This is a genomic window from Burkholderia sp. Bp8991 (assembly GCF_003853795.1).
Taxonomy (GTDB): Bacteria; Pseudomonadota; Gammaproteobacteria; order Burkholderiales; family Burkholderiaceae; genus Burkholderia.
In genome coordinates, this window is sequence record NZ_QTQJ01000024.1 from 18,656 (window position 1) to 43,681 (window position 25,026).

Here is a 25,026-nt window from a genome sequence, read left to right on the forward strand (position 1 = left end):
TTGTCCCCTCGCCTTATTTGCCGCCGAGCGTTACAAACAGGGTCAGGAGCCCCAGCATGCCGATGATCATGGCGAACGCGTAGTGATAGATGTAACCGGATTGGAGGAAGCGGATCACGCCGGCGAACCAGCCGATGAACTTGGCGCTGCCGTTGACGAGGCCGTCGATCACGACGACGTCGCCTTCCTTCCACAGGCCGCGGCCGATCGCCACCGAACCACGGGCGAACACCACTTCGTTGATCTTGTCCATGTAGTACTTGTTGTCGAGCAGCGTGTAGATCGGGCCGAACGCGCGGCGGATCACGGCAGGCAGCTCAGGACGCTTCAGGTACAGGAACCACGCGACCACGACGCCGGCAATCGCGAGCCACAACGGCAGCGTCGTCAGCGAGTGCAGGCCCATCGCGGCCCAGCCGTGGAATTCCTTGCCCAGCTCTTCGAGGCCCGGGTGGTTTTCGCCGATGAAGATCACCTTGTCGAATGCCACGCCATGTTCGAAGAAGCTGCCGTACAGCATCGGGCCGATCGCGATCGCACCGATGATGACCGACGGAATCGCGAGCAGCACGAGCGGCAGCCACACGACCCACGGGGTCTCGTGCGGTTCGTGCGCGTGGTCGTCGTGACCGTGGCCGTGGCCGTGATCGTCGTGGCCGTGCGCGGCCGCCATGCCCATCGGCGATTCAGGATGCTTCGGGTTGCGGAAGCGCTCTTCGCCGTGGAACACGAGGAAGTACATGCGGAACGAGTACAGCGCCGTCACGAACACGCTTGCGACCACTGCGAAGTACGCAAAGCCCGAACCCGCGAGATGCGATTCCTTCACGGCCTCGATGATCGAATCCTTCGAGTAGAAGCCGGAGAAGAACGGCGTGCCGATCAGTGCGAGCGAGCCGATCAACGACGTGATCCACGTGATCGGCATGTACTTGCGCAGGCCGCCCATGTTGCGGATGTCCTGGTCGTGGTGCATGCCGATGATCACCGAGCCCGCACCGAGGAACAGCAGCGCCTTGAAGAACGCGTGCGTCATCAGGTGGAACAGCGCGACCGGGTACGCGGATACGCCGAGCGCGACGGTCATGTAGCCGAGCTGCGACAGCGTCGAATACGCGACCACGCGCTTGATGTCGTTCTGGATGATGCCGAGGAAACCCATGAACAGCGCCGTGATCGCGCCGATCACCGTGATGAACGACAGCGCGGTATCCGACAGTTCGAACAGCGGCGACATGCGCGACACCATGAAGATGCCGGCGGTCACCATCGTCGCCGCGTGAATCAGCGCGGAGATCGGAGTCGGGCCTTCCATCGAGTCGGGCAGCCACACATGCAGCGGGAACTGTGCCGATTTACCCATCGCGCCGATGAACAGGCAGATACAGGCGACGGTCAGCAGGCCCCAGTCGGTGCCCGGGAAGTGCAGGCTGGCGAGCTCGGCACGCTTCGCGAACACTTCGCCGTAGTTCATCGAACCCGCGAACGCGAGCAGCAGGCCGATGCCGAGCAGGAAGCCGAAGTCGCCCACGCGGTTCACGAGGAACGCCTTCATGTTCGCGTAGATCGCGCTCTCACGCGTGAAGTAGAAGCCGATCAGCAGGTACGACACCAGACCCACCGCTTCCCAGCCGAAGAACAGCTGCAGGAAGTTGTTGCTCATCACGAGCATCAGCATCGAGAACGTGAACAGCGAGATGTACGAGAAGAAGCGCTGGTAGCCGTCCTCTTCCTGCATGTAGCCGATCGTGTAGACGTGCACCATCAGCGACACGAAGGTCACGACGACCATCATCATCGCCGTCATCGAATCGACGAGGAAGCCGACTTCGAGTTTCAGCGAGCCGACCCGCATCCATTCGTAGACGGTCGCGTTGAAGCTCGCGCCGCCCATCACGACGTCGGCGAAGACTTTCGCCGACAGGAGGAACGCGATCATCACGCCGAGGATCGTGATCCGGTGTGCGCCCTTGCGCCCGACTGCGTTCCCGAACAGCCCCGCAATCAGCGAGCCGGCCAGCGGAGCGAGCGGAATCGCCAGCAGCAGGTTTTCATTGAGTGTCGTTGACATAACAGCGTTGCCTGAAATTAACCTTTGAGCTGATCGAGATCCTCGACATTGATCGTGTCGAGCTTACGGAACAGGGTCACCAGAATCGCGAGACCGATCGCGGCTTCCGCTGCGGCGACGGTCAGCACGAAGAACACGAAGATCTGGCCGTGCACGTCGCCGAGGTAGTGCGAGAACGCGACGAAGTTGGTGTTCACCGCCAGCAGCATCAGCTCGATCGCCATCAGGATGATGATGATGTTGCGGCGGTTCAGGAAGATCCCGACGATCGCGATCGCAAAGAGGATCGCGCCGAGCACGAGGTAATGAGCAAGAGTCAGCATGGTTTTCCTTTCCTCCGCTTAGCCGTTGGTGCTCGTACCGGCTTCGCTCTGCGCCGTTTCCGGCTGCGGCTTGTCCGCTTCCATCTTCACGAGGCGCACGCGGTCGTCGCGGCGCACCTTGACCTGATCCGACACACGCTGGCGCTTGCTGTCCTTGCCCTTGCGCTCGGTCAGCCCGATCGCGGCAATGATCGCGACCAGCAGCACCAGGCCGGCGATTTCAAACGCGAAGATGTAGTCGGTGTAGATCACCTTGCCGATCAGACGCGTGTTCGACCAGTCGGCCATCGCGCCCGTCGCCATCGCGTGCACGGTGTGCGTGTCGCCGTAGCCGCGCCACAGGATCAGCGCGGTCTCGACCACGATGATCGCGCCGACGACGGTCGCCATCGGCACGAAGCGCTTGAAGTCGCGGCGCAGGTAATCGATGTTGATGTCCAGCATCATCACGACGAACAGGAACAGCACCATCACGGCGCCCACGTACACCAGCACCAGCAGGATCGCGAGGAACTCCGCTTCCAGCAGCATCCAGATCGCGGCGGCGTTGAAGAACGCCAGCACAAGGAAAAGCGCAGACGCCACCGGGTTGCGCGAAGTGATCACCTTCAGCCCTGATACCACCAGGAGCAGCGCGAAGATGTAGAACAGTACGGTCGTGAATTCCATGATTACCGGTTCATCGTTAGGCCATAGTCAGGCGCGGCTTGCGGGACGCTCTCGCGTGCCGCACCCGTCGCGGCGGCTCGGCCCGTTCATGCCGGGCCGGCACTGCAAACACAATCAACGATACGGCGCGTCGGCAGCCTTCGCCGCAGCGATGTCCTTCTCGTAGCGATCGCCCACCGCGAGCAGCATTTCCTTCGTGAAATACAGGTCGCCGCGCTTTTCGCCGTGGTATTCGAGAATCTGCGTCTCGACGATCGAATCGACCGGGCAGCTTTCTTCGCAGAAACCGCAGAAGATGCACTTCGTCAGGTCGATGTCGTAGCGCGTCGTGCGGCGCGTGTTGTCCGCGCGCGTTTCCGATTCGATCGTGATCGCCATCGCGGGGCACACGGCCTCGCAGAGCTTGCACGCGATGCAGCGCTCTTCGCCGTTTTCGTAGCGGCGCAGCGCATGCAGCCCGCGGAAACGCGGCGAAATCGGGGTCTTCTCTTCCGGGAACTGCACGGTGAACTTGCGCCGGAACGTGTAACGACCGGTCAGCGCGAGCCCCTTCAGCAGCTCCGTCAGGAAGAAGGTCTTAAAGAAGTGTTGGATTGCCGTCATGATTTCGTCCGATCTTTACTTCACCCAGATGTTGAGCGGCGACATCATCCAGAAGCCGACCACGACCACCCAGATCACCGTGACGGGCAGGAACACCTTCCAGCCCAGACGCATGATCTGGTCGTAACGGTACCGCGGGAACGTCGCGCGCACCCAGATGAACACCGACAGCAGCGCGAATACCTTCAGCACCAGCCAGAAGATGCCCGGAATGAACGACAGGAATTCGAACGGTGCGTCCCAGCCGCCGAGGAACAGCGTCGAGGCCAGTGCCGAGATCACGATCATGTTGATGTACTCGGCGAGGAAGAACAGCGCGAACGCCATGCCCGAGTAATCGATCATGTGACCCGCGACGATCTCCGACTCCCCTTCCACCACGTCGAACGGGTGACGGTTCGTTTCGGCGATGCCGGACACGAAGTAGACGACGAACGCCGGCAGCAGCGGCAGCCAGTTCCACGACAGGAAGTTCACGCCGTGGCCGGCGAAGAAGCCGTGCTGCTGCGAGCCGACGATTTCCGACAGGTTCAGGCTGCCGGCCGTCATCAGCACGAGCACCAGCGCGAAGCCCATCGAGATTTCGTACGAGACCATCTGCGCCGCGGCGCGCATCGCGCCGAGGAACGCGTACTTCGAGTTCGATGCCCAGCCGGCGAGAATCACCGCGTACACGCCGATCGACGAGATCGCCATCGCGTACAGCAGGCCCGCGTTCACGTTCGCGAGCACGGCTTCGGCCTGGAACGGGATCACCGCCCACACGGCGAACGCCGGCACGACGGTCATGACCGGTGCGATCAGGTACAGCCAGCGGCTGGCGGCGCTCGGCTGAATCACTTCCTTCAGCAGCAGCTTCAGCACGTCGGCGATCGGCTGCAACAGGCCGGCGGGGCCGACGCGGTTCGGGCCGAGACGCACGTGCATCCAGCCGATCAGCTTGCGTTCCCACAGAATCAGGTACGCGACGCACAGCAGGATGACGACGGAGACGACGAGGATGCGCACGATTGCCCACACCGTCGGCCACGCGACGCCGAGAACCTGGGCGCCGCCCGCGTTGATCGTATCGAACAAGCTCATTTACGCCTTCTCCACCACCAGTTCACCGGACAGGCTGCCGAGCGCTGCGCCGGCAGGCGTTGCCGCCGACACGCGAACGACCGTCTCCGCAAGATTCGCGTCGCGCACGGCCGGCAACTGCACCGCACGCTCGCCCTGGCGCACGCGCACCGCGTCGCCTTCCTTCAAGCCCAGCTTGTCGAACAGCGCGGCCGGCAGGGCTGCGGCGTTCGCTACCTTCGCGGCGGCCGTCAGGTGCAGCGCACCTGCGCGGCGCACGAGTGCGTCGGCATGATAGATCGGCACGTCGGCGAGGCGCTCGAAGCCGCCGTTCGCGGCAGTTGCCGCGACGCGGGCCGGTGCGGCCGACGCCTGATTCGACAGACGGTTCGCGACGCCTGCGTCGCCGAGCGCCGCGAGACGCACTTCTTCGGCCGTTTCGTATTCGAAGTTCGGCAGGCCGAGCAGGCTGCCGAGCACGCGCAGCACCTTCCACGCCGGACGCGTGTCGCCGAGCGGGCGTACGACGCCGTTGAAGCTCTGCACCGAGCCTTCCGCGTTCACGTACGTACCGGCCGTTTCCGTGAACGGCGCGATCGGCAGCAGCACGTCGGCGTAATCGAGGCCGTGCTTGAACGGCGACATCACGACGACCATCTCGGCCTGGTTCAGCGCGGCAAGCGCCTGCGCCGGATCGACCGTGTCGAATTCCGGTTCGACGTTCAGCAGCACGTAACCCTTGCGCGGCTGCGCGAACGCTTCGCGTGCGTTCAGGCCGCCTTCGCCCGGCAGTGCGCCGACGACGTGCGCGCCGACCGTGTTCGCCGCTTCCGTCAGGAAGCCGAACGTGGCGCCGGTGTTGTCGGCGATCCACTGTGCGACGGCGTGCAGCTTCGCGAATTGCGGATGACGCACGGCTGCGTTGCCGAGCAGCACCGCGCGGCGCTCGCCGTTCGCGAGCGACTGGGCGACCGCTTGCGCAGCCGGCGATGCGGCGACGCCCGCGAGCGCGTCCGGCAGCGCGATGCCGCGCAGTTGCGCGACGGCTGCGGCCACGCCGGCCAGTTCGTCGAGCCATGCCGACGGCGCGGCGACGATGCGCTTCGCGGTCGGGATCAGCGAGTCGTCGGCGGTCGCGTGCAGGAAGTGCAGCTTCGCGCCGTTCTTCGCGGCCTGGCGCAGGCGTGCGGCGAACAGCGGGTGGTCACGGCGCAGGAACGAACCGACGACGAACGCGGCATCCACGTTCGACAGGTCGGCGATCGGCATGCCGAGCCACGGTGCGCCCTCGACCGGCGCCGAGAAATCCTGCTGACGCAGACGGAAGTCGACGTTCGGCGTCTTCAGTTCGTTGGCGAGCTGCTTCACGAGGAACAGCTCTTCAGCGGTGCTGTGCGCGCTCGCGAGCATCGCCAGCGCAGTCGCGCCGTGATCCGCGGCGATGCCCTTCAGGCCCTTCGCGACGTATTCGAGCGCGGTCTGCCAGTCGGTTTCGATCCACTGGCCGCCCTGCTTCAGCATCGGCTTCGTCAGGCGCTCTTCGCTGTTCAGGCCTTCATACGAGAAACGATCCTTGTCCGAAATCCAGCATTCGTTGATCGCTTCGTTCTCGAACGGCAGCACGCGCATCACGCGGTTGTTCTTCACCTGCACGACGAGGTTTGCGCCGACGGAATCGTGCGGGCTCACCGACTTGCGGCGCGACAGTTCCCACGTACGGGCGCTGTAGCGGAACGGCTTGCTGGTCAGCGCGCCGACCGGGCACAGGTCGATCATGTTGCCCGACAGTTCGGAGTCGACCGTCTTGCCGACGAACGTCGTGATTTCCGAGTGCTCGCCGCGGCCCAGCATGCCGAGCTCCATCACGCCGGCGATTTCCTGGCCGAAGCGGACGCAGCGCGTGCAGTGGATGCAGCGCGACATTTCTTCCATCGAGATCAGCGGGCCCACGTTCTTGTGGAACACCACGCGCTTCTCTTCCGAGTAGCGCGACGACGACTTGCCGTAGCCGACCGCCAGATCCTGCAGCTGGCATTCGCCGCCCTGATCGCAGATCGGGCAGTCGAGCGGATGGTTGATGAGGAGGAATTCCATCACCGACTGCTGCGCCTTCACGGCCTTGTCGGACTGCGTGTGCACGATCATGCCGGCCGACACGGGCGTCGCGCAGGCAGGCACGGCCTTCGGCATCTTCTCGACTTCGACGAGACACATCCGGCAGTTGGCCGCGACCGACAGTTTCTTGTGATAGCAGAAGTGAGGAATGTACGTATCCGCCTTGTGCGCAGCCTGGATCACCATGCTGCCTTCGGGCACCTCGACCTTCTTGCCGTCTATTTCAAGTTCAACCATGATGGTGAATGGTCCTTAACCTATTTCCGCCCGTTCGCGCCTTCGCCCGACCGTGCGCTCAAATTCCGCAACCGGTGCTTCGCTTCAGGCTGCCGCCGCGTGCGCGTGGCCGCCGACCATGCAGTGCTTGTGCTCGACGTGGTACGCGAATTCGTCCCAGTAATGCTTGAGCATCCCGCGAACCGGCATCGCCGCCGCATCGCCGAGCGCGCAGATCGTGCGGCCCATGATGTTCTCGGCAACCGAGTTCAGCAGGTCCAGATCTTCCTGGCGGCCTTCGCCGTGCTCGATACGATTCACGACGCGATACAGCCAGCCGGTGCCTTCACGGCACGGCGTGCACTGGCCGCACGATTCCTCGTAGTAGAAGTACGACAGGCGCAGCAGCGAACGCACCATGCAGCGCGTCTCGTCCATCACGATCACCGCGCCGGAGCCGAGCATCGAGCCCGCCTTCGCGATCGAGTCGTAATCGAGATCGGTCTGCATCATGATGTCGCCCGGGATCACCGGCGCCGACGAGCCGCCCGGAATCACGGCCTTGATCTTGCGGCCGCCGCGCATCCCGCCGGCGAGTTCCATCAGCGTCGCGAACGGTGTGCCGAGCGGCACTTCATAGTTGCCCGGACGCTCGACGTCGCCCGACACCGAGAAAATCTTCGTGCCGCCGTTGTTCGGCTTGCCGATCTCGAGGTAATTCTGCGGCCCGATGGACAGCAGGAACGGCACCGCGGCGAACGTCTCGGTGTTGTTGATCGTGGTCGGCTTGCCGTACACGCCGAAGCTCGCCGGGAACGGCGGCTTGAAGCGCGGCTGGCCCTTCTTGCCTTCGAGCGACTCGAGCAGCGCCGTTTCCTCGCCGCAGATGTACGCGCCGTAACCGTGGTGCGCGTGCAGCTGGAACGAGAATTCCGAGCCCATGATGTTGTCGCCGAGGAAACCCGCGGCGCGCGCCTCATCGAGCGCGGCCTCGAAGCGTCGATACACTTCGAAGATTTCGCCGTGAATGTAGTTGTAGCCGACGGTGATGCCCATCGCGTACGCGCCGATGGCCATGCCTTCGATCAGCGCATGCGGGTTCCAGCGCAGGATGTCGCGATCCTTGAACGTGCCCGGCTCGCCTTCGTCCGAGTTGCAGACGAGGTACTTCTGCCCCGGGAACTGGCGCGGCATGAAGCTCCACTTCAGGCCGGTCGGGAAGCCCGCACCGCCACGGCCACGCAGGCCCGACGCCTTCACGTCGGCAATCACCTGCTCCGGCGGAATCTTTTCTTCGAGAATGCGGCGCAGCTGCTTGTAGCCGCCGCGCGCAACGTAGTCTTCGAGATGCCAGTTCTCGCCGTTCAGACCAGCGAGGATCAGCGGTTTGATGTGACGGTCGTGGAGGGACGTCATTTCGAGAGCTCCTCAAGCAGCTGGTCGATCTTCTCGCGGCTCATGAAGCTGCACATTCTGTGATTGTTCACCAGCAGCACCGGCGCATCGCCGCACGAGCCCATGCATTCGCCTTCCTTCAGCGTGAACTTGCCGTCGGGCGTGGTCTCGCCGAAGCCGATGCCCAGCTTCTGTTTCAGGTAGTCGGCCGTCGCTTCCGCGCCGCCGTGCGGGCCAAGCTGGCACGGCAGGTTCGTGCAGAGCGTGATCTTGTGCTTGCCGACCGGTTTGAGCTCGTACATCGTGTAGAACGTCGCGACTTCCTGCACGGCGACGGCCGGCATGCCGAGATAGTCCGCGACGAACTGCATCAGTTCGGGCGACAGCCAGCCGTGCTCTTCCTGAGCGACGGCCAACGCCGACATCACGGCGGACTGTTTCTGATCGGCGGGATACTTCGTCAACGCTCGATCGATTTCCTTCAGGCCTTCAGCTGAGATCATTTTCAGACACGACTCTTTCAATTCCTACCGAACGAACAACCTGCCGCACTGCTGTGCATGGACGGCAGACCTGGCGCTCACTGTTGACAGCTTGCGAAGCCGCGCCGGCTCGGCGCATACCGCATGTGACTTCGCGTGTGACTGACTGCTCGCCGCCCGCTCGCGCAGGCGGCGCAACCATTAGCGATCGATTTCGCCGAACACGATGTCCTGCGTACCGATGATCGTGACGGCGTCGGCAATCATGTGACCGCGCGCCATTTCGTCGAGCGACGCGAGGTGCGCGAAGCCCGGTGCGCGGATCTTGAGGCGATACGGCTTGTTGGCACCGTCCGACACGAGGTAGATGCCGAACTCGCCCTTCGGATGCTCGACTGCCGCGTACGCCTCGCCTTCCGGCACGTGAAAACCTTCGGTGAAGAGCTTGAAGTGGTGAATCAAGTCTTCCATGTTGGTCTTCATGCCGACGCGCGACGGCGGCGCAACCTTGTGATTGTCGGTCATCACCGGGCCCGGATTCTTGCGGAGCCACTCAATACACTGTTTCGCGATACGGACCGACTGGCGCATTTCTTCCACGCGCACCAGATAGCGGTCGTAGCAATCGCCGTTCACGCCGACCGGCACGTCGAAATCCATGCGGTCGTACACTTCGTACGGCTGCTTCTTGCGCAGGTCCCAGGCGATGCCCGAGCCGCGCAGCATCGGGCCCGTCAGGCCCATCTGCAGCGCACGCTCCGGGCTGACGACGCCGATCCCGACCAGACGCTGCTTCCAGATCCGGTTGTCGGTCAGCAGCGTTTCGTATTCGTCGACGCACTTTGGGAAGCGCGTGAAGAAGTCGTCGATGAAGTCGAGCACCGAGCCGCTGCGCGCTTCGTTCATCTTCGCGAGCGCCTTCTCGTTGCGAATCTTCGACGCCTTGTATTGCGGCATTGCGTCAGGCAGGTCGCGATAGACGCCGCCCGGACGGTAGTACGCCGCGTGCATCCGTGCACCGGACACCGCTTCGTACACGTCCATCAGGTCTTCGCGCTCGCGGAATGCGTACAGGAACACGGCCATCGCGCCGACGTCGAGTGCGTGCGCGCCGATCCACATCAGGTGGTTCAGCACGCGGGTGATCTCGTCGAACAGCACGCGGATGTACTGCGCGCGCTCCGGCACGTCGATGCCGAGCAGGCGCTCGATCGCGAGCACGTAGCCGTGCTCGTTGACCATCATCGACACGTAGTCGAGACGGTCCATGTACGGCACGGACTGGATGAAGGTCTTGCTTTCCGCGAGCTTTTCGGTCGCGCGGTGCAGCAGGCCGATGTGCGGATCGGCACGCTGGATGACTTCGCCGTCGAGCTCGAGCACCAGGCGCAGCACGCCGTGCGCTGCCGGGTGCTGCGGGCCGAAGTTGAGGGTGTAGTTCTTGATTTCTGCCATGACGCCCCCTTAATGTTTCAGACCGCCATAGCGATCCTCGCGGATCACGCGCGGCGTGATTTCGCGCGGCTCGATCGTCACCGGCTGGTAGACGACCCGCTTCTCTTCCGGGTCGTAACGCATTTCGACATAGCCCGACACCGGGAAGTCCTTGCGGAACGGATGGCCGATGAAGCCGTAGTCGGTGAGGATGCGGCGCAGGTCGGGGTGACCCTCGAACACGAGGCCGTACAGGTCGAACGCTTCGCGCTCGTACCAGTTTGCGGAGGTCCAGATGTCGACGAGCGACGCCACGATCGGCAGATCGTCGTCCGGCGCGAACACGCGCAGGCGCAGGCGCCAGTTGTTCGTGACCGACAGCAGCTGCGACACGGCCGCGAAACGCGGGCCGTCGTAGGCGCCGTCGCCGTACGTTTGATAGTCGATGCCGCACAGGTCGATCAGCTGCTCGAAACGGAGCTTCGGATCGTCGCGCAGCGTCTTTGCGACTTCGAGGTAATCGCTCGCCTTCACGACGAGCGTCAGTTCACCGATCGCTTCGGTGAGGCTCACCACGCGCGCGCCGAGCGCGGCTTCGAGGTTGGCCTTGAGGGTCTCGATTTTGCTTGCCATATTGAGGGGACGCTCGGGGCTTTATTGACGGGCGATGGTGTTGGTGCGGCGGATCTTCGCCTGAAGCTGGATCACGCCGTAGACCAGCGCCTCGGCCGTGGGCGGACAGCCCGGCACGTAGACGTCGACCGGCACGATCCGGTCGCAACCGCGGACCACCGAGTACGAGTAGTGGTAGTAGCCACCACCGTTCGCGCACGACCCCATCGAGATCACCCAGCGCGGCTCGGCCATCTGGTCGTACACGCGGCGCAGCGCGGGCGCCATCTTGTTGCACAGCGTGCCGGCGACGATCATCACGTCCGACTGACGCGGGCTCGGACGGAACACGACCCCGAACCGGTCCAGGTCGTAACGGGCCGCGCCCGCATGCATCATCTCGACGGCGCAACACGCGAGCCCGAACGTCATCGGCCACAGCGAGCCGGTACGCGTCCAGTTGATCAGCTTGTCAGCCGTCGTGGTGACAAACCCTTCCTTCAAGACCCCTTCGATACTCATTTGCTTTCCACTCCAGACGAGCGGCCCAGCGTGGCCGCCCATGCAAACCGGCGATTAACCCATCACTCCCAGTCGAGGCCGCCTTTCTTCCAGATATAGGCAAAGCCCAGCAGGAATTCGAGCAGAAAAATCATCATTGCGATGAAACCCGGCCAGCCGATGTCCCGGAGCGCGACGCCCCACGGAAACAGGAATGCGGTTTCGAGATCGAAGATGATGAACAGGATGGCGACGAGGTAGTACCGGACGTCGAATTTCATCCGGGCGTCTTCAAAGGCTTCGAAGCCGCACTCGTACGGTGCGTTCTTCTCGACGTCCGGCTTGTTGGGACCAAGGAGCTTGCCGATGCTGACCAGCGCTATACCTAAACCAGTGCCCACGAGGAGGAACAACAAGACGGGGTAATAGGCTGCGAGGTTCAAGGCAATCCTCTATCGGTTGGTTCTGAGCGTCCGGAGAATACCACTTCCGGCGGAAGGAATCATTTCGGAGTGCGTGCAATCACAAGACAATCGCAAGGCACACCCCACAAATGAAAAATGCCAGCCACTAGAAGCGGCTGGCATTGAGTAACTTTGGTGCCGACGGCGAGACTCGAACTCGCACAGCTTTCGCCACTACCCCCTCAAGATAGCGTGTCTACCAATTTCACCACGTCGGCACTGCATGCAACTCGGGTTGTACTGCTCGTTTCCCGCGAATCGCTTCAAGAATTAAATTCTAACCCGAGTTCCAGATTTGTTCAACGCACAACCGCAAAAAATTTAACTTTTTATTTCGGGACGTCCTGGCCCGGCGCGCTTGCGGCCGACCCCGCCACCGCGGCGGACGCCGCGACTGCCGGTGCCGATGCTGCAGGTGCCGATGCCGGCGCGGTCGCTGCCGTGCCGAGCACGCCGGCCGACGGCGTCGACTTGTACGAACCGAGATACGTCAGTGCGAGCGTCGCGACGAAAAAGATCGTCGCGAGAATGCCCGTCGTGCGCGACAGAAAGTTCGCGGAGCCCGTCGCACCGAACAGGCTGCCCGACGCGCCGCTGCCGAATGCAGCGCCCATGTCGGCACCCTTGCCGTGCTGCAGCAGCACCAGCCCGATCACACCCAGTGCAGACAGTACCTGCACGACAATAATCAGCGTCTTGAATAACAGCATCACACCCACCCGATTGGATCAGGCGACCGGACCGACCGGCCGCCATCATGGTTCAATTCGACCCCGGACCGCTCAACGCGCGGCCCGGCAGATCGCCAGGAAATCTTCCGCCTTCAGCGACGCGCCGCCGATCAGGCCGCCGTCGATGTCCGGCTGCGCGAACAGCTCTTCCGCGTTGTCCGGCTTCACGCTGCCGCCGTACAGCACCGATACGTCCGCCGCCCCCTTTGCCGCGAGACGCGCACGCAGGAATGCGTGTACGTCCTGCGCCTGCGCCGACGTCGCGCTCTTGCCCGTGCCGATCGCCCAGACCGGCTCGTACGCGACGACGATGCGCGCCGCCTCGTCGGCCGTCAGCACGGCCAGCACGGCGTCGAGCTGCGCACCGACCACCCGCTCGGTCGCACCCGCTTCGCGCTCGTCGAGCGTTTCACCGACGCACACGACGGGCGTGAGGCCTGCCGCGAGCGCGCGCTGCGTCTTCGCAGCGACGGTTTCGCTGCGCTCGCCGTGATACGCGCGGCGCTCCGAGTGACCGACGATCGCATACTGCGCGCCGAACTCCGCCACCATCGCGGCCGCCACTTCACCGGTGAACGCGCCCTGCTCGTGCGCGGACACGTCCTGCGCGCCGAACGCGACACGGCCGCCGGCGAGCTGCGCCTGAACCTGCGCGAGATACGGGAACGGCACGCACACGCCGATCGACGTCTCGGCCGCCACCGCGCCTGCGCCCTGCACCACTTCGTTCAGCAATGCCTGGTTGCCGGCCAGCCGGCCGTGCATCTTCCAGTTGCCGATCACTCGCTTCGTTCGTTGTTTCGACATCGTGTCTGTCTCGTCACTATCTTGTCATTAACGCACCGGAAACCGGCCGTCAGGTTGGATCTGGCGAAGCAAACCGGCGATTTTACTGCGCGCGGCTTGAACCGGTCAAACCGCACATGTCAAGTCCGGCCGCACGGCCGTCAGGTGGTCGTACCCCAATCGAGCACGATCTTGCCGATGTGCTCGCCGCTTTCCATCAGCGCATGCGCCTGCGCGGCCTCGCCGGCCGGCAGCACGCGGTAGATCACGGGCTTGATGCGGCCGTCCTCGAGCAGCGGCCAGACGCGCGCCTTCAGCTGTGCGGCGATGCGCGCCTTGAATTCGACCGGACGCGGACGCAGTGTCGAGCCCGTCACCGTCAGCCGGCGGCGCAGGATCTCGTTCAGGTTGACCTCGGCCTTCGCCCCGCCGAGCAGCGCGATCAGCACGAGGCGGCCGCCATCCGCGAGCGCGGACAGTTCGCGCGGCACGTACGAGCCTGCGACCATGTCGAGGATCACGTCGACGCCACGATCGTGCGTCAGCGACTTGACGACCTCGACGAAGTCCTCGGTCTTGTAGTTGATTGCACGTTCGGCGCCGAGCGCCTCGCATGCCCGGCATTTGTCGGCATTCCCGGCCGTCGCGAACACGCGATAGCCGAGCGCGTGCGCGATCTGGATCGCCGTCACGCCGATCCCGCTCGAGCCGCCCTGCACGAGCAGCGTTTCCTGCTCGCCGCCCTCGCCCGCGCCGAGCAGCGCGCGGTCGAACACGTTGCTCCACACCGTGAAGAACGTTTCAGGCAGCGATGCGGCTTCGATGTCGGTCAGCCCATCGGGAACCGGCAGGCATTGCGGCAGCGGCGCGACCGCGTACTCGGCGTAGCCGCCGCCCGCGAGCAGCGCGCAGACGCGATCGCCCAGCTTCAGGCCGAACGGGTTCAGCGCCGCATCAGACAGGTCGCCGCCGACGATCTCGCCCGCGACCTCGAGGCCCGGCAGATCCGATGCCCCCGGCGGCGGCGCATAGGCGCCCTTGCGCTGGAATACGTCGGGCCGGTTCACGCCGGAAGCCGCCACCTTGATCAGCACTTCGCCGCGCTTCGGTTCGGGGCGCGGACGCTCCGCGAGCTTCAGCACGTCGGGGGCGCCGAATTCGGTGATTTCGATGGCTTGCATGGTGGTCGCTCCAGGATCGGAATCGGGTGGCGCACCCGTGCGCGGCACGGGCGCCTCGCCGGCGCTGCTGCGCCGCACAACGATGCTACAGAAAAAACGGCCGGCACGCTTTCGCACTGCCGGCCGTTCTCACGCCTGTCCGCTTACTGCTGCGGCGGCGTATCCGAATGCGACGCCGCCGCTGCTTCGTTCAGCAGCGCCTTCGCCGACAGACGCACGCGACCCTTCTCGTCCGTCTGGATCACCTTGACCTTCACCTGCTGGCCTTCCTTCAGGTAGTCGTTGATGTCCTTCACGCGCTCGTTGACGATTTCCGAGATGTGCAGCAGGCCGTCCTTGCCCGGCAGCAGGTTCACGATCGCGCCGAAATCGAGCAGCTTGAGCACCGTGCCTTCGTACACCTGGCCGACTTCGATTTCAGCCGTGATCTGCTCGATGCGCTTCTTCGCTTCGGCCATGCCTTCGCTGTTCGTGCTCGCGATCGTCACGACGCCGTCATCGGAGATGTCGATGGTCGTGCCGGTTTCTTCGGTCAGCGCGCGGATCACCGAACCGCCCTTGCCGATCACGTCGCGGATCTTTTCCGGGTTGATCTTGATCGTGATCATGCGCGGCGCGAATTCCGACAGTTGCGTGTTCGCACCCGAGACCGCCGAGGTCATCTTGCCGAGGATGTGCATGCGGCCTTCCTTCGCCTGCGCGAGCGCGACCTGCATGATTTCCTTCGTGATGCCCTGGATCTTGATGTCCATCTGCAGTGCCGTCACGCCTTGCTCCGTGCCGGCCACCTTGAAGTCCATGTCGCCAAGGTGATCTTCGTCGCCGAGGATGTCGGTCAGCACCGCGAACTTGTTGCCCTCGAGGATCAGGCCCATCGCGATGCCCGCGACGTGCGCCTTCATCGGCACGCCGGCGTCCATCAGCGCGAGGCAGCCGCCGCACACCGACGCCATCGACGACGAACCGTTCGATTCGGTGATTTCCGACACGACGCGGATCGAGTAGCCGAATTCGTCGGCGCTCGGCAGGCACTTGACCAGCGCGCGCTTCGCGAGACGGCCGTGGCCGATTTCACGACGCTTCGGCGAGCCGACGCGGCCCGTTTCGCCGGTCGCGAACGGGGGCATGTTGTAGTGGAGCATGAAGCGCTCGCGGTATTCGCCTTCGAGCGCGTCGATGATCTGCTCGTCACCCTTCGTGCCGAGCGTCGCGACGACGAGCGCCTGCGTTTCGCCACGCGTGAACAGCGCCGAACCGTGGGTGCGCGGCAGCACGCCGGTGCGGATCTCGATCGGACGCACGGTGCGCGTGTCGCGACCGTCGATGCGCGGCTCGCCGTTCAGGATCTGCGAACGGACGATCTTCGCTTCGATGTCGAACAGGATGTTGCCGACGGTCGCCTTGTCGGCCGCGACCGTGCCGGCCGCCAGCGCGTCTTCCTCGAGCTTCGCCGAGGTTGCCGCGTAGACTTCCTTCAGCTTCGTCGAACGCGCTTGCTTGTCGCGCAACTGGTAAGCGGCGAGCAGGTCGCCGTGCGCCAGTTCCGTCACGCGCGCGATCAGCGCTTCATTCTTCGGTGCCGGCTGCCAGTCCCACTCGGGCTTGCCGCCTTCGCGCACGAGTTCGTGGATCGCGTCGATCGCCGTCTGCATCTGCTCGTGGCCGAACACGACCGCGCCCAGCATCACGTCTTCCGGCAGCTGGTCGGCTTCCGATTCGACCATCAGCACCGCACGCTCCGTACCGGCGACGACGAGGTCGAGGCTCGATGCCTTGATCTGGTCACGCGTCGGGTTCAGTACGTAGGCGTTGTCGATGTACGCGACGCGCGCGGCACCGACCGGACCGTTGAACGGCAGGCCCGACACGGCGAGCGCGGCCGATGCGCCGATCAGCGCGGGGATGTCCGCCGGGATTTCCGGGTTCACGGACAGCACGTGGATCACGACCTGGACTTCGTTGTAGAAGCCTTCCGGGAACAGCGGGCGCAGCGGACGGTCGATCAGGCGCGACGTCAGCGTCTCGTGTTCCGACGGACGGCCTTCGCGACGGAAGAAGCCGCCCGGGATCTTGCCGGCCGAGTAGGTCTTCTCGAGGTAGTCGACGGTCAGCGGGAAGAAGTCCTGACCCGGCTTCGCCGACTTCGCGCCGACAACGGTGGCCAGCACGACGGTGTCTTCCACGTCGACGATCACGGCACCGCTCGCCTGGCGGGCGACTTCACCGGTTTCGAGGCGCACCTTGTGCTGGCCCCACTGGAATTCCTTCACGACCTTGTTGAACATGGACATGGTTGCTCCTTTGAATTCATTCATTTCATTCGCCGTGCGGGCCATCCCGCGCGGCGGCGTCCCGACCGAATCACCCGGAGCAAGGTGTGTTTTTTATGCCATTCCAGCACGCCGCTCGACGAGCGGCGCGCTGGAATGACACAAATCCCGACCCCGGTATCAGCCGTTCCGGCAGCCCGGCACCCACGTGCCGGACGACCTGCGGTGCGCGTGACGCTACGCACCGCGCAAAAACAAAATGCCTGCATCAGCGGACTGACACAGGCATCTTGCTGGCGGCAATCGCCTCGATTACTTACGCAGACCCAGCTTCTCGATCAGCGCGCGGTAACGGTCGGCATCCTTGCCCTTGAGGTAGTCGAGCAGCTTGCGGCGGCGGCTCACCATGCGCAGCAGGCCGCGGCGGCTGTGGTGATCCTTCGCGTGGGTCTTGAAGTGACCCGTCAGTTCGACGATACGTGCGGTCAGCAGTGCGACCTGGACTTCGGGCGAACCCGTGTCGTTGGTACCGCGGGCGAACTGAGCAACGACTTCCGACTTCTTGATATCTGCAACAGACATGAGATTTCCTTTGTTTCCTACTGGCTAACTAACAGGCGGACACGGAAGAATGGCCGTGCCGTGACTTACAACCGGCGGGCATTGTAGCACAACTGCACGCCGTTCCATCGCCTCCTGTCACGGGCGCGTCATCGAGCAGGTCGACGGCATCTGCGTGCGCTGCGCGGGCACCGCGAGGACGGTCCGGAAACCGTATCCCGAGCCCTCGTTGTCGAAGCGCACGCCCGGCGTGCCGGCCTTGTCCATTTCCATCACATAAAGGGGCTGGATCAACTGGTGATCCTGCGCCCGCATCGACGACGCGTGGAAGCCGTCGTCGAGCGACAGCCCTTCGAGCGCGCGCGCCACTGCGACGGGGTCGGACGAGCCGGCGCGATTCATCGCCGCCGCGAGCATCTCGATCATCAGGCTCATGCGTCGCACCGGATAGTCGTCCGGGGCAGCGGGAAAACGGGTCCGGTACGCGCGGTAGAACCCGTCCGATTGCGCGCCGCCCGCGTTCGGATGCCAGTCCGCGACGGCGACCACCCGGCCGACGCCCGCATCGCCGAGCGCGGCCGGCGCGCCGAGGCTGTTGCCATAGAACGTATAGAACTTCGCGTTCAGCCCCTGCTCGCGCGCCGCCTTCACGAGCAGCGTGAGGTCGTTGCCCCAGTTGCCGGTCACGACGGCGTCCGCGCCGCTTGCGCGGATCTTCGCGATGTACGGCGAGAAATCCTTGATGCGGCCGATCGGGTGGAATTCGTCGCCGGCGATCGTCACGTCGGGGCGCCGCTCGGCCAGCGCCTGCCGCGCCAGCGCGCTGACGTCGTGGCCGAAGCTGTAGTCCTGGTTCAGCAGGTAGACCTTGCGCAGCGGGCGGTCGCGCGCCATCACGTCCGCCAGCGCGGCCATCCGCATCCCCGCGTGCGCGTCGAAGCGGAAATGCCAGAAGCTGCAGCGCGCACCGGTCAGCGCCGGATCGTCGGCCGAATAGTTGAGGAACAGCATCCGGCTGTCCGGATTGCGCGCGTTCAGCTTGTCGAGCGCCGCGACGAGCGCGGCCGCGACCGCCGAACTGTTGCCCTGCGCGACGAAACCGATGTGCCGGTCCGCCGCCGCGCGCAACTGCACCAGCGCCTCCTCCGGGCTGCCCTTGCTGTCGAGCACGACGAGTTCGAGCGGGTGCGCGCCGTCACGCAGCTTCACGCCGCCCGCCGCGTTGACCCGCTCGACGCCGAAGCGCAGGTTGCGCTCGACGGCCGCGCCCGCGTTCGCGAACGGGCCCGACATCCCTTCGATCAGCGCGATCCGCACCGGCTCGCCTGCCGCGAACGCGGACGACGCCAGCATCCACCCGGCGCTCCATGCGAGCGCGTACCGTTTCCACAGCTGCATCGGCTCCCTGCCCTTCAACCCGTCCGAGAAGCGCGGATCATAGGACGCGGACGGCGCCGGCCGCAAGCCCGGCGCGCAACGATAGCCCGACGACACCCGGCCGGCGATCCGCACCGATTTTTTCGGCACGATGCGCCGGCGCGCGCCGTCCGTGATACAACTGAACGGTTAGAGCGTTCTGGAGGATCCCATGCGCATTCGCATTCCCGCGCGCCTGCCGGTGCTGGTCGCCTGTGCGGCGGCGCTGCTCGCCGGCTGTGCGCAACCGTGGCAGCAATACCAGGCCGGCCAGGACGAGTCGGCGATCGTCGCGCGCATGGGCCCGCCGCGCGAGATCTACGACCTGCCCGGCGGCGGCAAGCGCCTGATGTGGCCGACCCAGCCGATGGGCGAGATCACCATCGCGGCCGACGTCGACGCGGCCCACCGGATCGTCAACGTGCGCCAGGTGCTGCAGCCGAGCGAGTTCTATCGCGCGGATATCGGCAAGTGGACCAAGACCGACGTGCTCGTCAATTTCGGCCGCCCGGTCGAGACGTCCTACTTCCCGCTGATGAAGCGCGAGGTATGGACCTACCGCTATCTCGAAGACAACGTCTGGTACATGATGTACAGCTTCTACTTCGACCCGCAGGGCATCCTGCGCACCACGCAGAAAACACCGGACCCGCTGCACGATCCCGACCGCCGCAATCTGTTCTGATCGGATCGATTGCGCATTTACGCGAAATTTTCACAATGGCCATTCACGAATTGCTGCGTGAATGGCCATTTCATTTTTTCCGTCATATTCGATTAATTTCGAATTGAAGCAGCAATCCTTTCCGATCGAATATGCGCCCAAAGCATCGCGATGAGCCCCGCGCCACGCGGCCGCCAGGAGGAAACAGGCATGTACGATACATGTCATGCGTTGCATTGGTGCATTCGGTGCACCTCGCCAGATCGAGTTGAAACAATTTGTATCATTGGCACCGGATGTTAGGGCATACCCCTAATATCGGATGAAATTGAACCTTTCAATTTAGAAAGCATCCTATTGCTCCACTTCGTCCGGTATTTGTTTGTCCTTATCAGAAAGGAGTCCTCATGAATCGCCCCAAGAGCATGCTGGTTGCCAACATCGCCTGGGCCCGCGAGACGCACGAGCACACGCCCGGTTTCTTCGACGCACTCGCGCGCGGCCAGAATCCGCGCGTGCTGTGGATCGGCTGCGCCGACAGCCGGGTGCCAGCCGAAACCATCACGCACTGCGTGCCCGGCGAGCTGTTCGTCCATCGCAACATCGCGAACCTGTTCCATCCCGACGACGACAATTCCGCGAGCGTGCTCGAGTACGCTGTGCGCGTGCTCGAAGTCGACCACGTGATCGTGTGCGGCCACTACGGATGCGGCGGGGTGCGCGCGTCGCTGCTGCCGCCGCCGGCCGACCTGCCGCACGTCGCGCGCCGCATCGCGCCGCTGTGCGCGCTTGCACGGCGCCATCGCGACACGCTCGACGGACTCGACGACACGGCCGCCGCCGACCGCCTCGCGGAACTCAACGTGCTCGAACAGGTGCGGCTGCTGCGCGCTTCGCCGATCGTGCATGGCCGGCAGCGGCCGCCGCTCGTGCACGGCTGGATCTTTTCGCTTGCCGACGGCCGCCTGAAGGAACTCGATTCCGGCTACACGACAGCGCCGGCCGAAGCCGAACCGGAGCATGCCGCCATGGCCGTCGCTCTCGGCTGATCCGCCCCTCCCTACGCCAATGAAATCACCCCAACCATGAAACTGAACGACCGCCTGTCCACCCTGCCGCGCGACATCGTCGCCGGCATCGTCGTGTTCCTCGTCGCGCTGCCGTTATGTCTCGGCATCGCCAATGCGTCCGGCGTCGAGCCGTTCGCCGGGCTCGTGTCCGGCATCGTCGGCGGGATCATCGTCGCGCTGTTGAGCGGCTCGTCACTGTCGGTCAGCGGGCCGGCCGCCGGCCTCGTCGTGATCGTCGTCGAAGGGATCGCGCAACTCGGCAGCTTTTCCGCGTTCCTGCTCGCTGTGCTGCTGTCCGGCGTGCTGCAGTTCGGCTTCGGCATGCTGCGCGCCGGCCGCTTCGCCGCGTACGTACCGTCGCCCGTCATCAAGGGCATGCTCGCGGCGATCGGCCTGCTGCTGGTCGTGAAGCAGATTCCGTTCGCATTCGGCATCGGCGGGCCGGCCGCGCAATCGTTTGCATCGTGGCCCGGCCTGCCGACCGCCTGGGCCGCAACGGCCATCGCGCTCATCTCGCTCGCGCTGCTGGTCGCGTGGGACACGCCCGCGCTCAAGCGCTTCGGCTGGGTACGCGCGGTGCCTGCGCCGCTCGCGGTCGTCGTGTTCGGCATCGGCGCGACGCTGGTGCTCGGCGTCGTTGCACCGTCGGTCGCGCCGGGCGCCGCGCATCGCGTCACGCTGCCGGAGCTCGAATCGTTCGCGGCGCTCGCGGCATCGCTGAAGCATGCCGAGCTCGGCCCGAACTTCGCGCAACTCGTCAATCCGGACGTGTGGCGCGTCGCGATCACGCTCGCGGTCGTCGCGAGCCTCGAGACGCTGCTGAGCCTGGAGGCGGTAGAACAGATCGATCCGAAGCGCCGGCCGACCCAGCCGGACCGCGAACTCAAGGCCCAGGGCGTCGGCAATCTCGTCGCGGGCGCGGTCGGCGGGCTGCCGATCACGTCGGTGATCGTGCGCAGTTCGGTCAACGTGAACGCGGGTGCCCAAAGCCGGATGTCGGCGATCGTGCACGGGATCCTGCTGCTCGCCAGCGTGTTCGCGCTCACCGGGCTGATCAACCTGATCCCGCTCGCGAGCCTCGCGGCGATACTGATCCACACCGGCCTCAAGCTCGCCAAACCGGCGCTGTTCCGCTCGGTGCTGAAGCAGGGCCCGGCCGCGTTCGTGCCGTTCGCCGCGACGATCGCGGGCGTGCTGGCGGTCGACCTGCTGTTCGGCATCGCGCTCGGCCTCGCCTGCAGCGTGCTGGCGGTCGCGGTAGCGAACCTGAAGAGCCCCGTCACGCTCGCGCAGCACGACGACCACTTCCTGCTGTCGTTCCGCAAGGACGTGTCGTTCCTCGGCAAGGTGCAGGTCAAGCATCACCTGCGGCACATTCCGGACCGCGCGGCCGTGATCATCGACGCGACGCGCGCCGACTACATCGACCACGACGTGCTCGAACTGCTCGACGCGTTCATCGCCGATGCGCCGCGGCGCGGGATCGCGGTCGAATTCCGCCGCCGCAGCCCGGCGCCCCGCCCGGCCGCGCGCCGCTGGTCGTTCCGCGCGCCGGCCGCCGAATGAGCGGCGCATGAAAAACGCCCCGCGCGGCGCGAGGCCGCTCGGGGCGTTTCGTGTGCTTCGGGCGCTCGACGCGCAGCGCTTACGCGCGCTGCGGGTTGACCTTGTCGTCCTTCGAATGCAGCTTGTTCAGCGCCGAGATGTACGCCTTCGCGGACGCGGCGACGATGTCCGGATCGGTGCCGACACCGTTGACGATCCGCCCGCTCTTCGACAGCCGGACCGTCACTTCGCCCTGCGCCTGCGTGCCGGTCGTGATCGCGTTCACCGAGTACAGCAGCAGTTCGGAACCGCTGCCGACTTCACCCTCGATCGCATTGAACGTCGCGTCGACCGGCCCGTTGCCGCGTGCCTCGCCGGTCACTTCCTTGCCTTCGACCGCGAACACGATCTTCGCCTGCGGCTGCTCGCCCGTCTCCGAACGCTGCGACAGCGACACGAACTTGAAGTGCTCCTGCTCGTGCGCGAGCGCCGATTCTTCCGAGACGATCGCGATGATGTCTTCGTCGAAGATCTCGGCCTTGCGGTCGGCGAGGTCCTTGAAGCGCATGAACGCGGCGTTCAGTTCGGCTTCGCTGTCGAGCGACACGCCGAGCTCCTGCAGGCGCTGCTTGAACGCGTTGCGGCCCGACAGCTTGCCGAGCACGATCTTGTTCGCGGTCCAGCCCACGTCTTCCGCGCGCATGATTTCGTAGGTGTCGCGCGCCTTCAGCACGCCGTCCTGGTGGATGCCCGACGCGTGCGCGAACGCGTTGGCGCCGACCACCGCCTTGTTCGGCTGCACGACGAAACCGGTGATCTGCGACACGAGCTTCGAGGTCGGCACGATCTGCGTCGTGTCGATGCCGACGTCGAGGCCGAAGTAGTCCTTGCGGGTCTTCACGGCCATCACGATTTCCTCGAGCGACGTGTTGCCCGCGCGCTCGCCGAGACCGTTGATCGTGCACTCGACCTGGCGCGCGCCGCCGATCTTCACGCCGGCGAGCGAGTTGGCCACCGCCATCCCGAGATCGTTGTGGCAATGCACGGAGAAGATCGCCTTGTCCGAGTTCGGAATGCGTTCGCGCAGCGTCTTCACGAGGTTGCCGTAGAGTTCCGGCACGCCGTAGCCGACCGTGTCGGCGATGTTGATCGTCGTCGCCCCTTCGGCGATCACCGCTTCCAGCACGCGGCACAGGAAGTCGAGATCCGAACGGCTGCCGTCTTCCGGCGAGAATTCGACGTTGTCGGTGAACTTGCGCGCGAAGCGCACCGCGAGGCGCGCCTGCTCGAACACCTGGTCCGGCGTCATGCGCAGCTTCTTTTCCATGTGCAGCGGCGACGTCGCGATGAACGTGTGGATCCGCGAACTGTTGGCCGGCTTCAGCGCGTCGGCCGCACGCTGGATGTCCTTGTCGTTGGCGCGCGCCAGCGAGCAGATCGTGCTGTCTTTCACGAGACCGGCGATCGTGTGGATCGCGTCGAAGTCGCCGTTCGAGCTGGCCGCGAAACCGGCCTCGATCACGTCGACCTTCATCCGCTCGAGATGCTTCGCGATGCGGATTTTCTCTTCCTTCGTCATCGACGCGCCGGGCGATTGTTCACCGTCACGCAACGTCGTATCGAAAATGATCAGCTTGTCTGTCATGGGGGGCTCCAGGGCTCTTTATACGGGAATCGAACGTAATGAGATCGCGCCACCGCTGGCGACGCTCAACAACAGACGAGGCTTGACGGAGGGCGAGAACGGTCAGCGCGGCAGGCGCGCCAAAGCTAGCGCGCGTAGCGGCGCACCGGCTAGAAGGAGGGAGAGGCGGGGAAATGCAGTCATGCCGAAGACTATAGCGACATTCCGCCGGGTGCGCAATCGGACGGCACCCGGGATACCGGGCTCCGACGCACGAAAAAGGGGCAAATGAAAACGGCGGCCCGGAATCACCTCCGAGGCCGCCGCTTCCGGACAGGTTGCGCGTCAGTGGTCGCGTTGCGACGAGCGCGCGGGATTCGCCCGCCCGCGCACGGCCATGTAGGCCCAGAACACGTAGCCGGACAGCCCGTACAGCACGAACAGGCAGAACAGCATCAGCGGCGGATCGGACGACACGAGCACGAACGCGACGACGACCAGCAGGATCGCCGCGAACGGCACGCGGTGCCGCACGTCGAGCGCCTTGCCGCTGTAGAACGGCGCGTTCGACACCATCGTCACGCCCGCATAGATCGTCAGTGCAAACGCGACCCAGGGCAGCCAGCCGAGCTTCATCGGCACGCGATTGTCGGTCGCGAGCCAGACGAAGCCGGCGATCAGCGCGGCGGCGGCCGGGCTCGGCAGCCCCTGGAAGAAGCGCTTGTCGACGCTGCCGATGTTCGTGTTGAAGCGCGCGAGACGCAGCGCGGCGCCCGAGCAATAGACGAACGCGGCGAGCCAGCCCCAGCGGCCGAGATCCTTCAGCACCCACTCGTACATCACGAGCGCGGGCGCGACGCCGAACGACACCATGTCCGACAGGCTGTCGAACTGTTCGCCGAACGCGCTTTGCGTATGCGTCATCCGCGCGACGCGCCCGTCCATCCCGTCGAGCACCATCGCGACGAAGATCGCGATCGCGGCGATCTCGAAGCGCACGTTCATCGCCTGCACGACCGCGAAGAAGCCGCAGAACAGCGCGGCGGTCGTGAATGCGTTCGGCAGCAGGTAGATGCCACGCGTCTTCAGGAACCGCTGGCGCGCGGCGCGGCGGCTCTCGAGCGGCGCGGGATCGGGCGCCATTCCCTTGTTGCGGCGGAACGGACGTGGCGTCTGGCCGGAGCCGTTACGCGGCCGACGCGGTTTGAATGCGGCCATCGTGCGCCCCGCC

At 64.9% G+C, this 25,026-nt stretch carries 23 protein-coding genes and 1 tRNA gene; 3 read left to right on the plus strand and 21 right to left on the minus strand.

What is annotated here, in order from left to right; all coding sequences use genetic code 11:
* Positions 1-13: 13 nt before the first annotated feature.
* The 19 genes from nuoL to DIE02_RS24695 form a co-directional block, all read right to left on the minus strand.
* Complete coding sequence (gene nuoL / locus DIE02_RS24600; RefSeq protein WP_124487230.1) at positions 14-2,071, minus strand: NADH-quinone oxidoreductase subunit L; 2,058 nt, start codon at positions 2,069-2,071, stop codon at positions 14-16.
* A 17-nt stretch (positions 2,072-2,088) separates the two neighbouring features.
* On the minus strand, positions 2,089-2,394 hold the full coding sequence (nuoK, locus tag DIE02_RS24605) for an NADH-quinone oxidoreductase subunit NuoK (protein WP_004185739.1): 306 nt from the start codon (positions 2,392-2,394) through the stop codon (positions 2,089-2,091).
* An 18-nt stretch (positions 2,395-2,412) separates the two neighbouring features.
* A complete protein-coding gene (locus DIE02_RS24610; RefSeq protein ID WP_044844660.1) occupies positions 2,413-3,063 on the minus strand; it encodes an NADH-quinone oxidoreductase subunit J in 651 nt (216 codons plus the stop codon).
* A 114-nt stretch (positions 3,064-3,177) separates the two neighbouring features.
* Positions 3,178-3,666: an NADH-quinone oxidoreductase subunit NuoI gene (nuoI, locus tag DIE02_RS24615; protein ID WP_011885529.1), complete on the minus strand. Its 489-nt coding sequence runs from the start codon at positions 3,664-3,666 to the stop codon at positions 3,178-3,180.
* A gap of 15 nt (positions 3,667-3,681) precedes the next feature.
* A complete protein-coding gene (nuoH, locus tag DIE02_RS24620; protein WP_044844661.1) occupies positions 3,682-4,749 on the minus strand; it encodes an NADH-quinone oxidoreductase subunit NuoH in 1,068 nt (355 codons plus the stop codon).
* Positions 4,750-7,080, minus strand: a complete 2,331-nt coding sequence (gene nuoG / locus DIE02_RS24625; protein ID WP_124487229.1) for an NADH-quinone oxidoreductase subunit NuoG — start codon at positions 7,078-7,080, stop codon at positions 4,750-4,752.
* 84 nt (positions 7,081-7,164) lie between these two features.
* Positions 7,165-8,475, minus strand: coding sequence for an NADH-quinone oxidoreductase subunit NuoF (gene nuoF / locus DIE02_RS24630; RefSeq protein ID WP_006756904.1), 1,311 nt, complete (start codon positions 8,473-8,475; stop codon positions 7,165-7,167).
* Positions 8,472-8,957, minus strand: a complete 486-nt coding sequence (gene nuoE, locus DIE02_RS24635; RefSeq protein ID WP_006478266.1) for an NADH-quinone oxidoreductase subunit NuoE — start codon at positions 8,955-8,957, stop codon at positions 8,472-8,474. Before nuoE ends, nuoF begins: the two co-directional genes overlap by 4 nt.
* A gap of 180 nt (positions 8,958-9,137) precedes the next feature.
* Positions 9,138-10,391, minus strand: coding sequence for an NADH-quinone oxidoreductase subunit D (locus DIE02_RS24640; RefSeq protein ID WP_044844663.1), 1,254 nt, complete (start codon positions 10,389-10,391; stop codon positions 9,138-9,140).
* A gap of 9 nt (positions 10,392-10,400) precedes the next feature.
* The gene (locus tag DIE02_RS24645) at positions 10,401-11,003 is read right to left on the minus strand and encodes an NADH-quinone oxidoreductase subunit C (protein WP_044844664.1); all 603 of its coding nucleotides are present in this window, start codon (positions 11,001-11,003) and stop codon (positions 10,401-10,403) included.
* Positions 11,004-11,024: 21 nt separating this feature from the next.
* A complete protein-coding gene (locus DIE02_RS24650) occupies positions 11,025-11,504 on the minus strand; it encodes an NADH-quinone oxidoreductase subunit B family protein (protein ID WP_006398799.1) in 480 nt (159 codons plus the stop codon).
* Positions 11,505-11,566: 62 nt separating this feature from the next.
* A complete protein-coding gene (locus DIE02_RS24655; protein WP_006398798.1) occupies positions 11,567-11,926 on the minus strand; it encodes an NADH-quinone oxidoreductase subunit A in 360 nt (119 codons plus the stop codon).
* A gap of 154 nt (positions 11,927-12,080) precedes the next feature.
* Positions 12,081-12,165 (minus strand) — tRNA-Leu (locus DIE02_RS24660).
* A gap of 111 nt (positions 12,166-12,276) precedes the next feature.
* On the minus strand, positions 12,277-12,657 hold the full coding sequence (secG, locus tag DIE02_RS24665; RefSeq protein WP_042977371.1) for a preprotein translocase subunit SecG: 381 nt from the start codon (positions 12,655-12,657) through the stop codon (positions 12,277-12,279).
* Positions 12,658-12,729: 72 nt separating this feature from the next.
* Entirely contained in the window at positions 12,730-13,485 is a 756-nt protein-coding gene (gene tpiA, locus DIE02_RS24670; protein ID WP_124487228.1) for a triose-phosphate isomerase, read from the minus strand.
* Positions 13,486-13,625: 140 nt separating this feature from the next.
* On the minus strand, positions 13,626-14,645 hold the full coding sequence (locus DIE02_RS24675) for an NAD(P)H-quinone oxidoreductase (RefSeq protein WP_124487227.1): 1,020 nt from the start codon (positions 14,643-14,645) through the stop codon (positions 13,626-13,628).
* A 143-nt stretch (positions 14,646-14,788) separates the two neighbouring features.
* Positions 14,789-16,936, minus strand: a complete 2,148-nt coding sequence (pnp, locus tag DIE02_RS24680) for a polyribonucleotide nucleotidyltransferase (RefSeq protein ID WP_044844667.1) — start codon at positions 16,934-16,936, stop codon at positions 14,789-14,791.
* A 291-nt stretch (positions 16,937-17,227) separates the two neighbouring features.
* Positions 17,228-17,497 carry a 30S ribosomal protein S15 gene (rpsO, locus tag DIE02_RS24690; RefSeq protein ID WP_006398792.1) on the minus strand — a complete coding sequence of 90 codons (270 nt, stop codon included), beginning with the start codon at positions 17,495-17,497 and terminating at the stop codon, positions 17,228-17,230.
* Positions 17,498-17,614: 117 nt separating this feature from the next.
* A complete protein-coding gene (locus DIE02_RS24695; RefSeq protein ID WP_124487248.1) occupies positions 17,615-18,874 on the minus strand; it encodes a branched-chain amino acid ABC transporter substrate-binding protein in 1,260 nt (419 codons plus the stop codon).
* A 190-nt stretch (positions 18,875-19,064) separates the two neighbouring features.
* On the opposite strand from DIE02_RS24695, the gene DIE02_RS24700 reads away from it, so the two are divergent.
* The 3 genes from DIE02_RS24700 (at position 19,065) to DIE02_RS24710 (ending at position 22,192) form a co-directional block, all read left to right on the plus strand.
* Entirely contained in the window at positions 19,065-19,577 is a 513-nt protein-coding gene (locus DIE02_RS24700; RefSeq protein WP_124487226.1) for a hypothetical protein, read from the plus strand.
* A 386-nt stretch (positions 19,578-19,963) separates the two neighbouring features.
* Positions 19,964-20,605, plus strand: coding sequence for a carbonic anhydrase (locus DIE02_RS24705; RefSeq protein WP_044844669.1), 642 nt, complete (start codon positions 19,964-19,966; stop codon positions 20,603-20,605).
* A gap of 36 nt (positions 20,606-20,641) precedes the next feature.
* A complete protein-coding gene (locus tag DIE02_RS24710; RefSeq protein WP_124487225.1) occupies positions 20,642-22,192 on the plus strand; it encodes a SulP family inorganic anion transporter in 1,551 nt (516 codons plus the stop codon).
* A 79-nt stretch (positions 22,193-22,271) separates the two neighbouring features.
* On the opposite strand, the gene DIE02_RS24715 is transcribed toward DIE02_RS24710, so the two are convergent.
* Positions 22,272-23,816, minus strand: a complete 1,545-nt coding sequence (locus tag DIE02_RS24715; protein ID WP_044844671.1) for a 2-isopropylmalate synthase — start codon at positions 23,814-23,816, stop codon at positions 22,272-22,274.
* 324 nt (positions 23,817-24,140) lie between these two features.
* The gene (gene pssA / locus DIE02_RS24725; RefSeq protein ID WP_044844672.1) at positions 24,141-25,013 is read right to left on the minus strand and encodes a CDP-diacylglycerol--serine O-phosphatidyltransferase; all 873 of its coding nucleotides are present in this window, start codon (positions 25,011-25,013) and stop codon (positions 24,141-24,143) included.
* Positions 25,014-25,026: the final 13 nt, after the last annotated feature.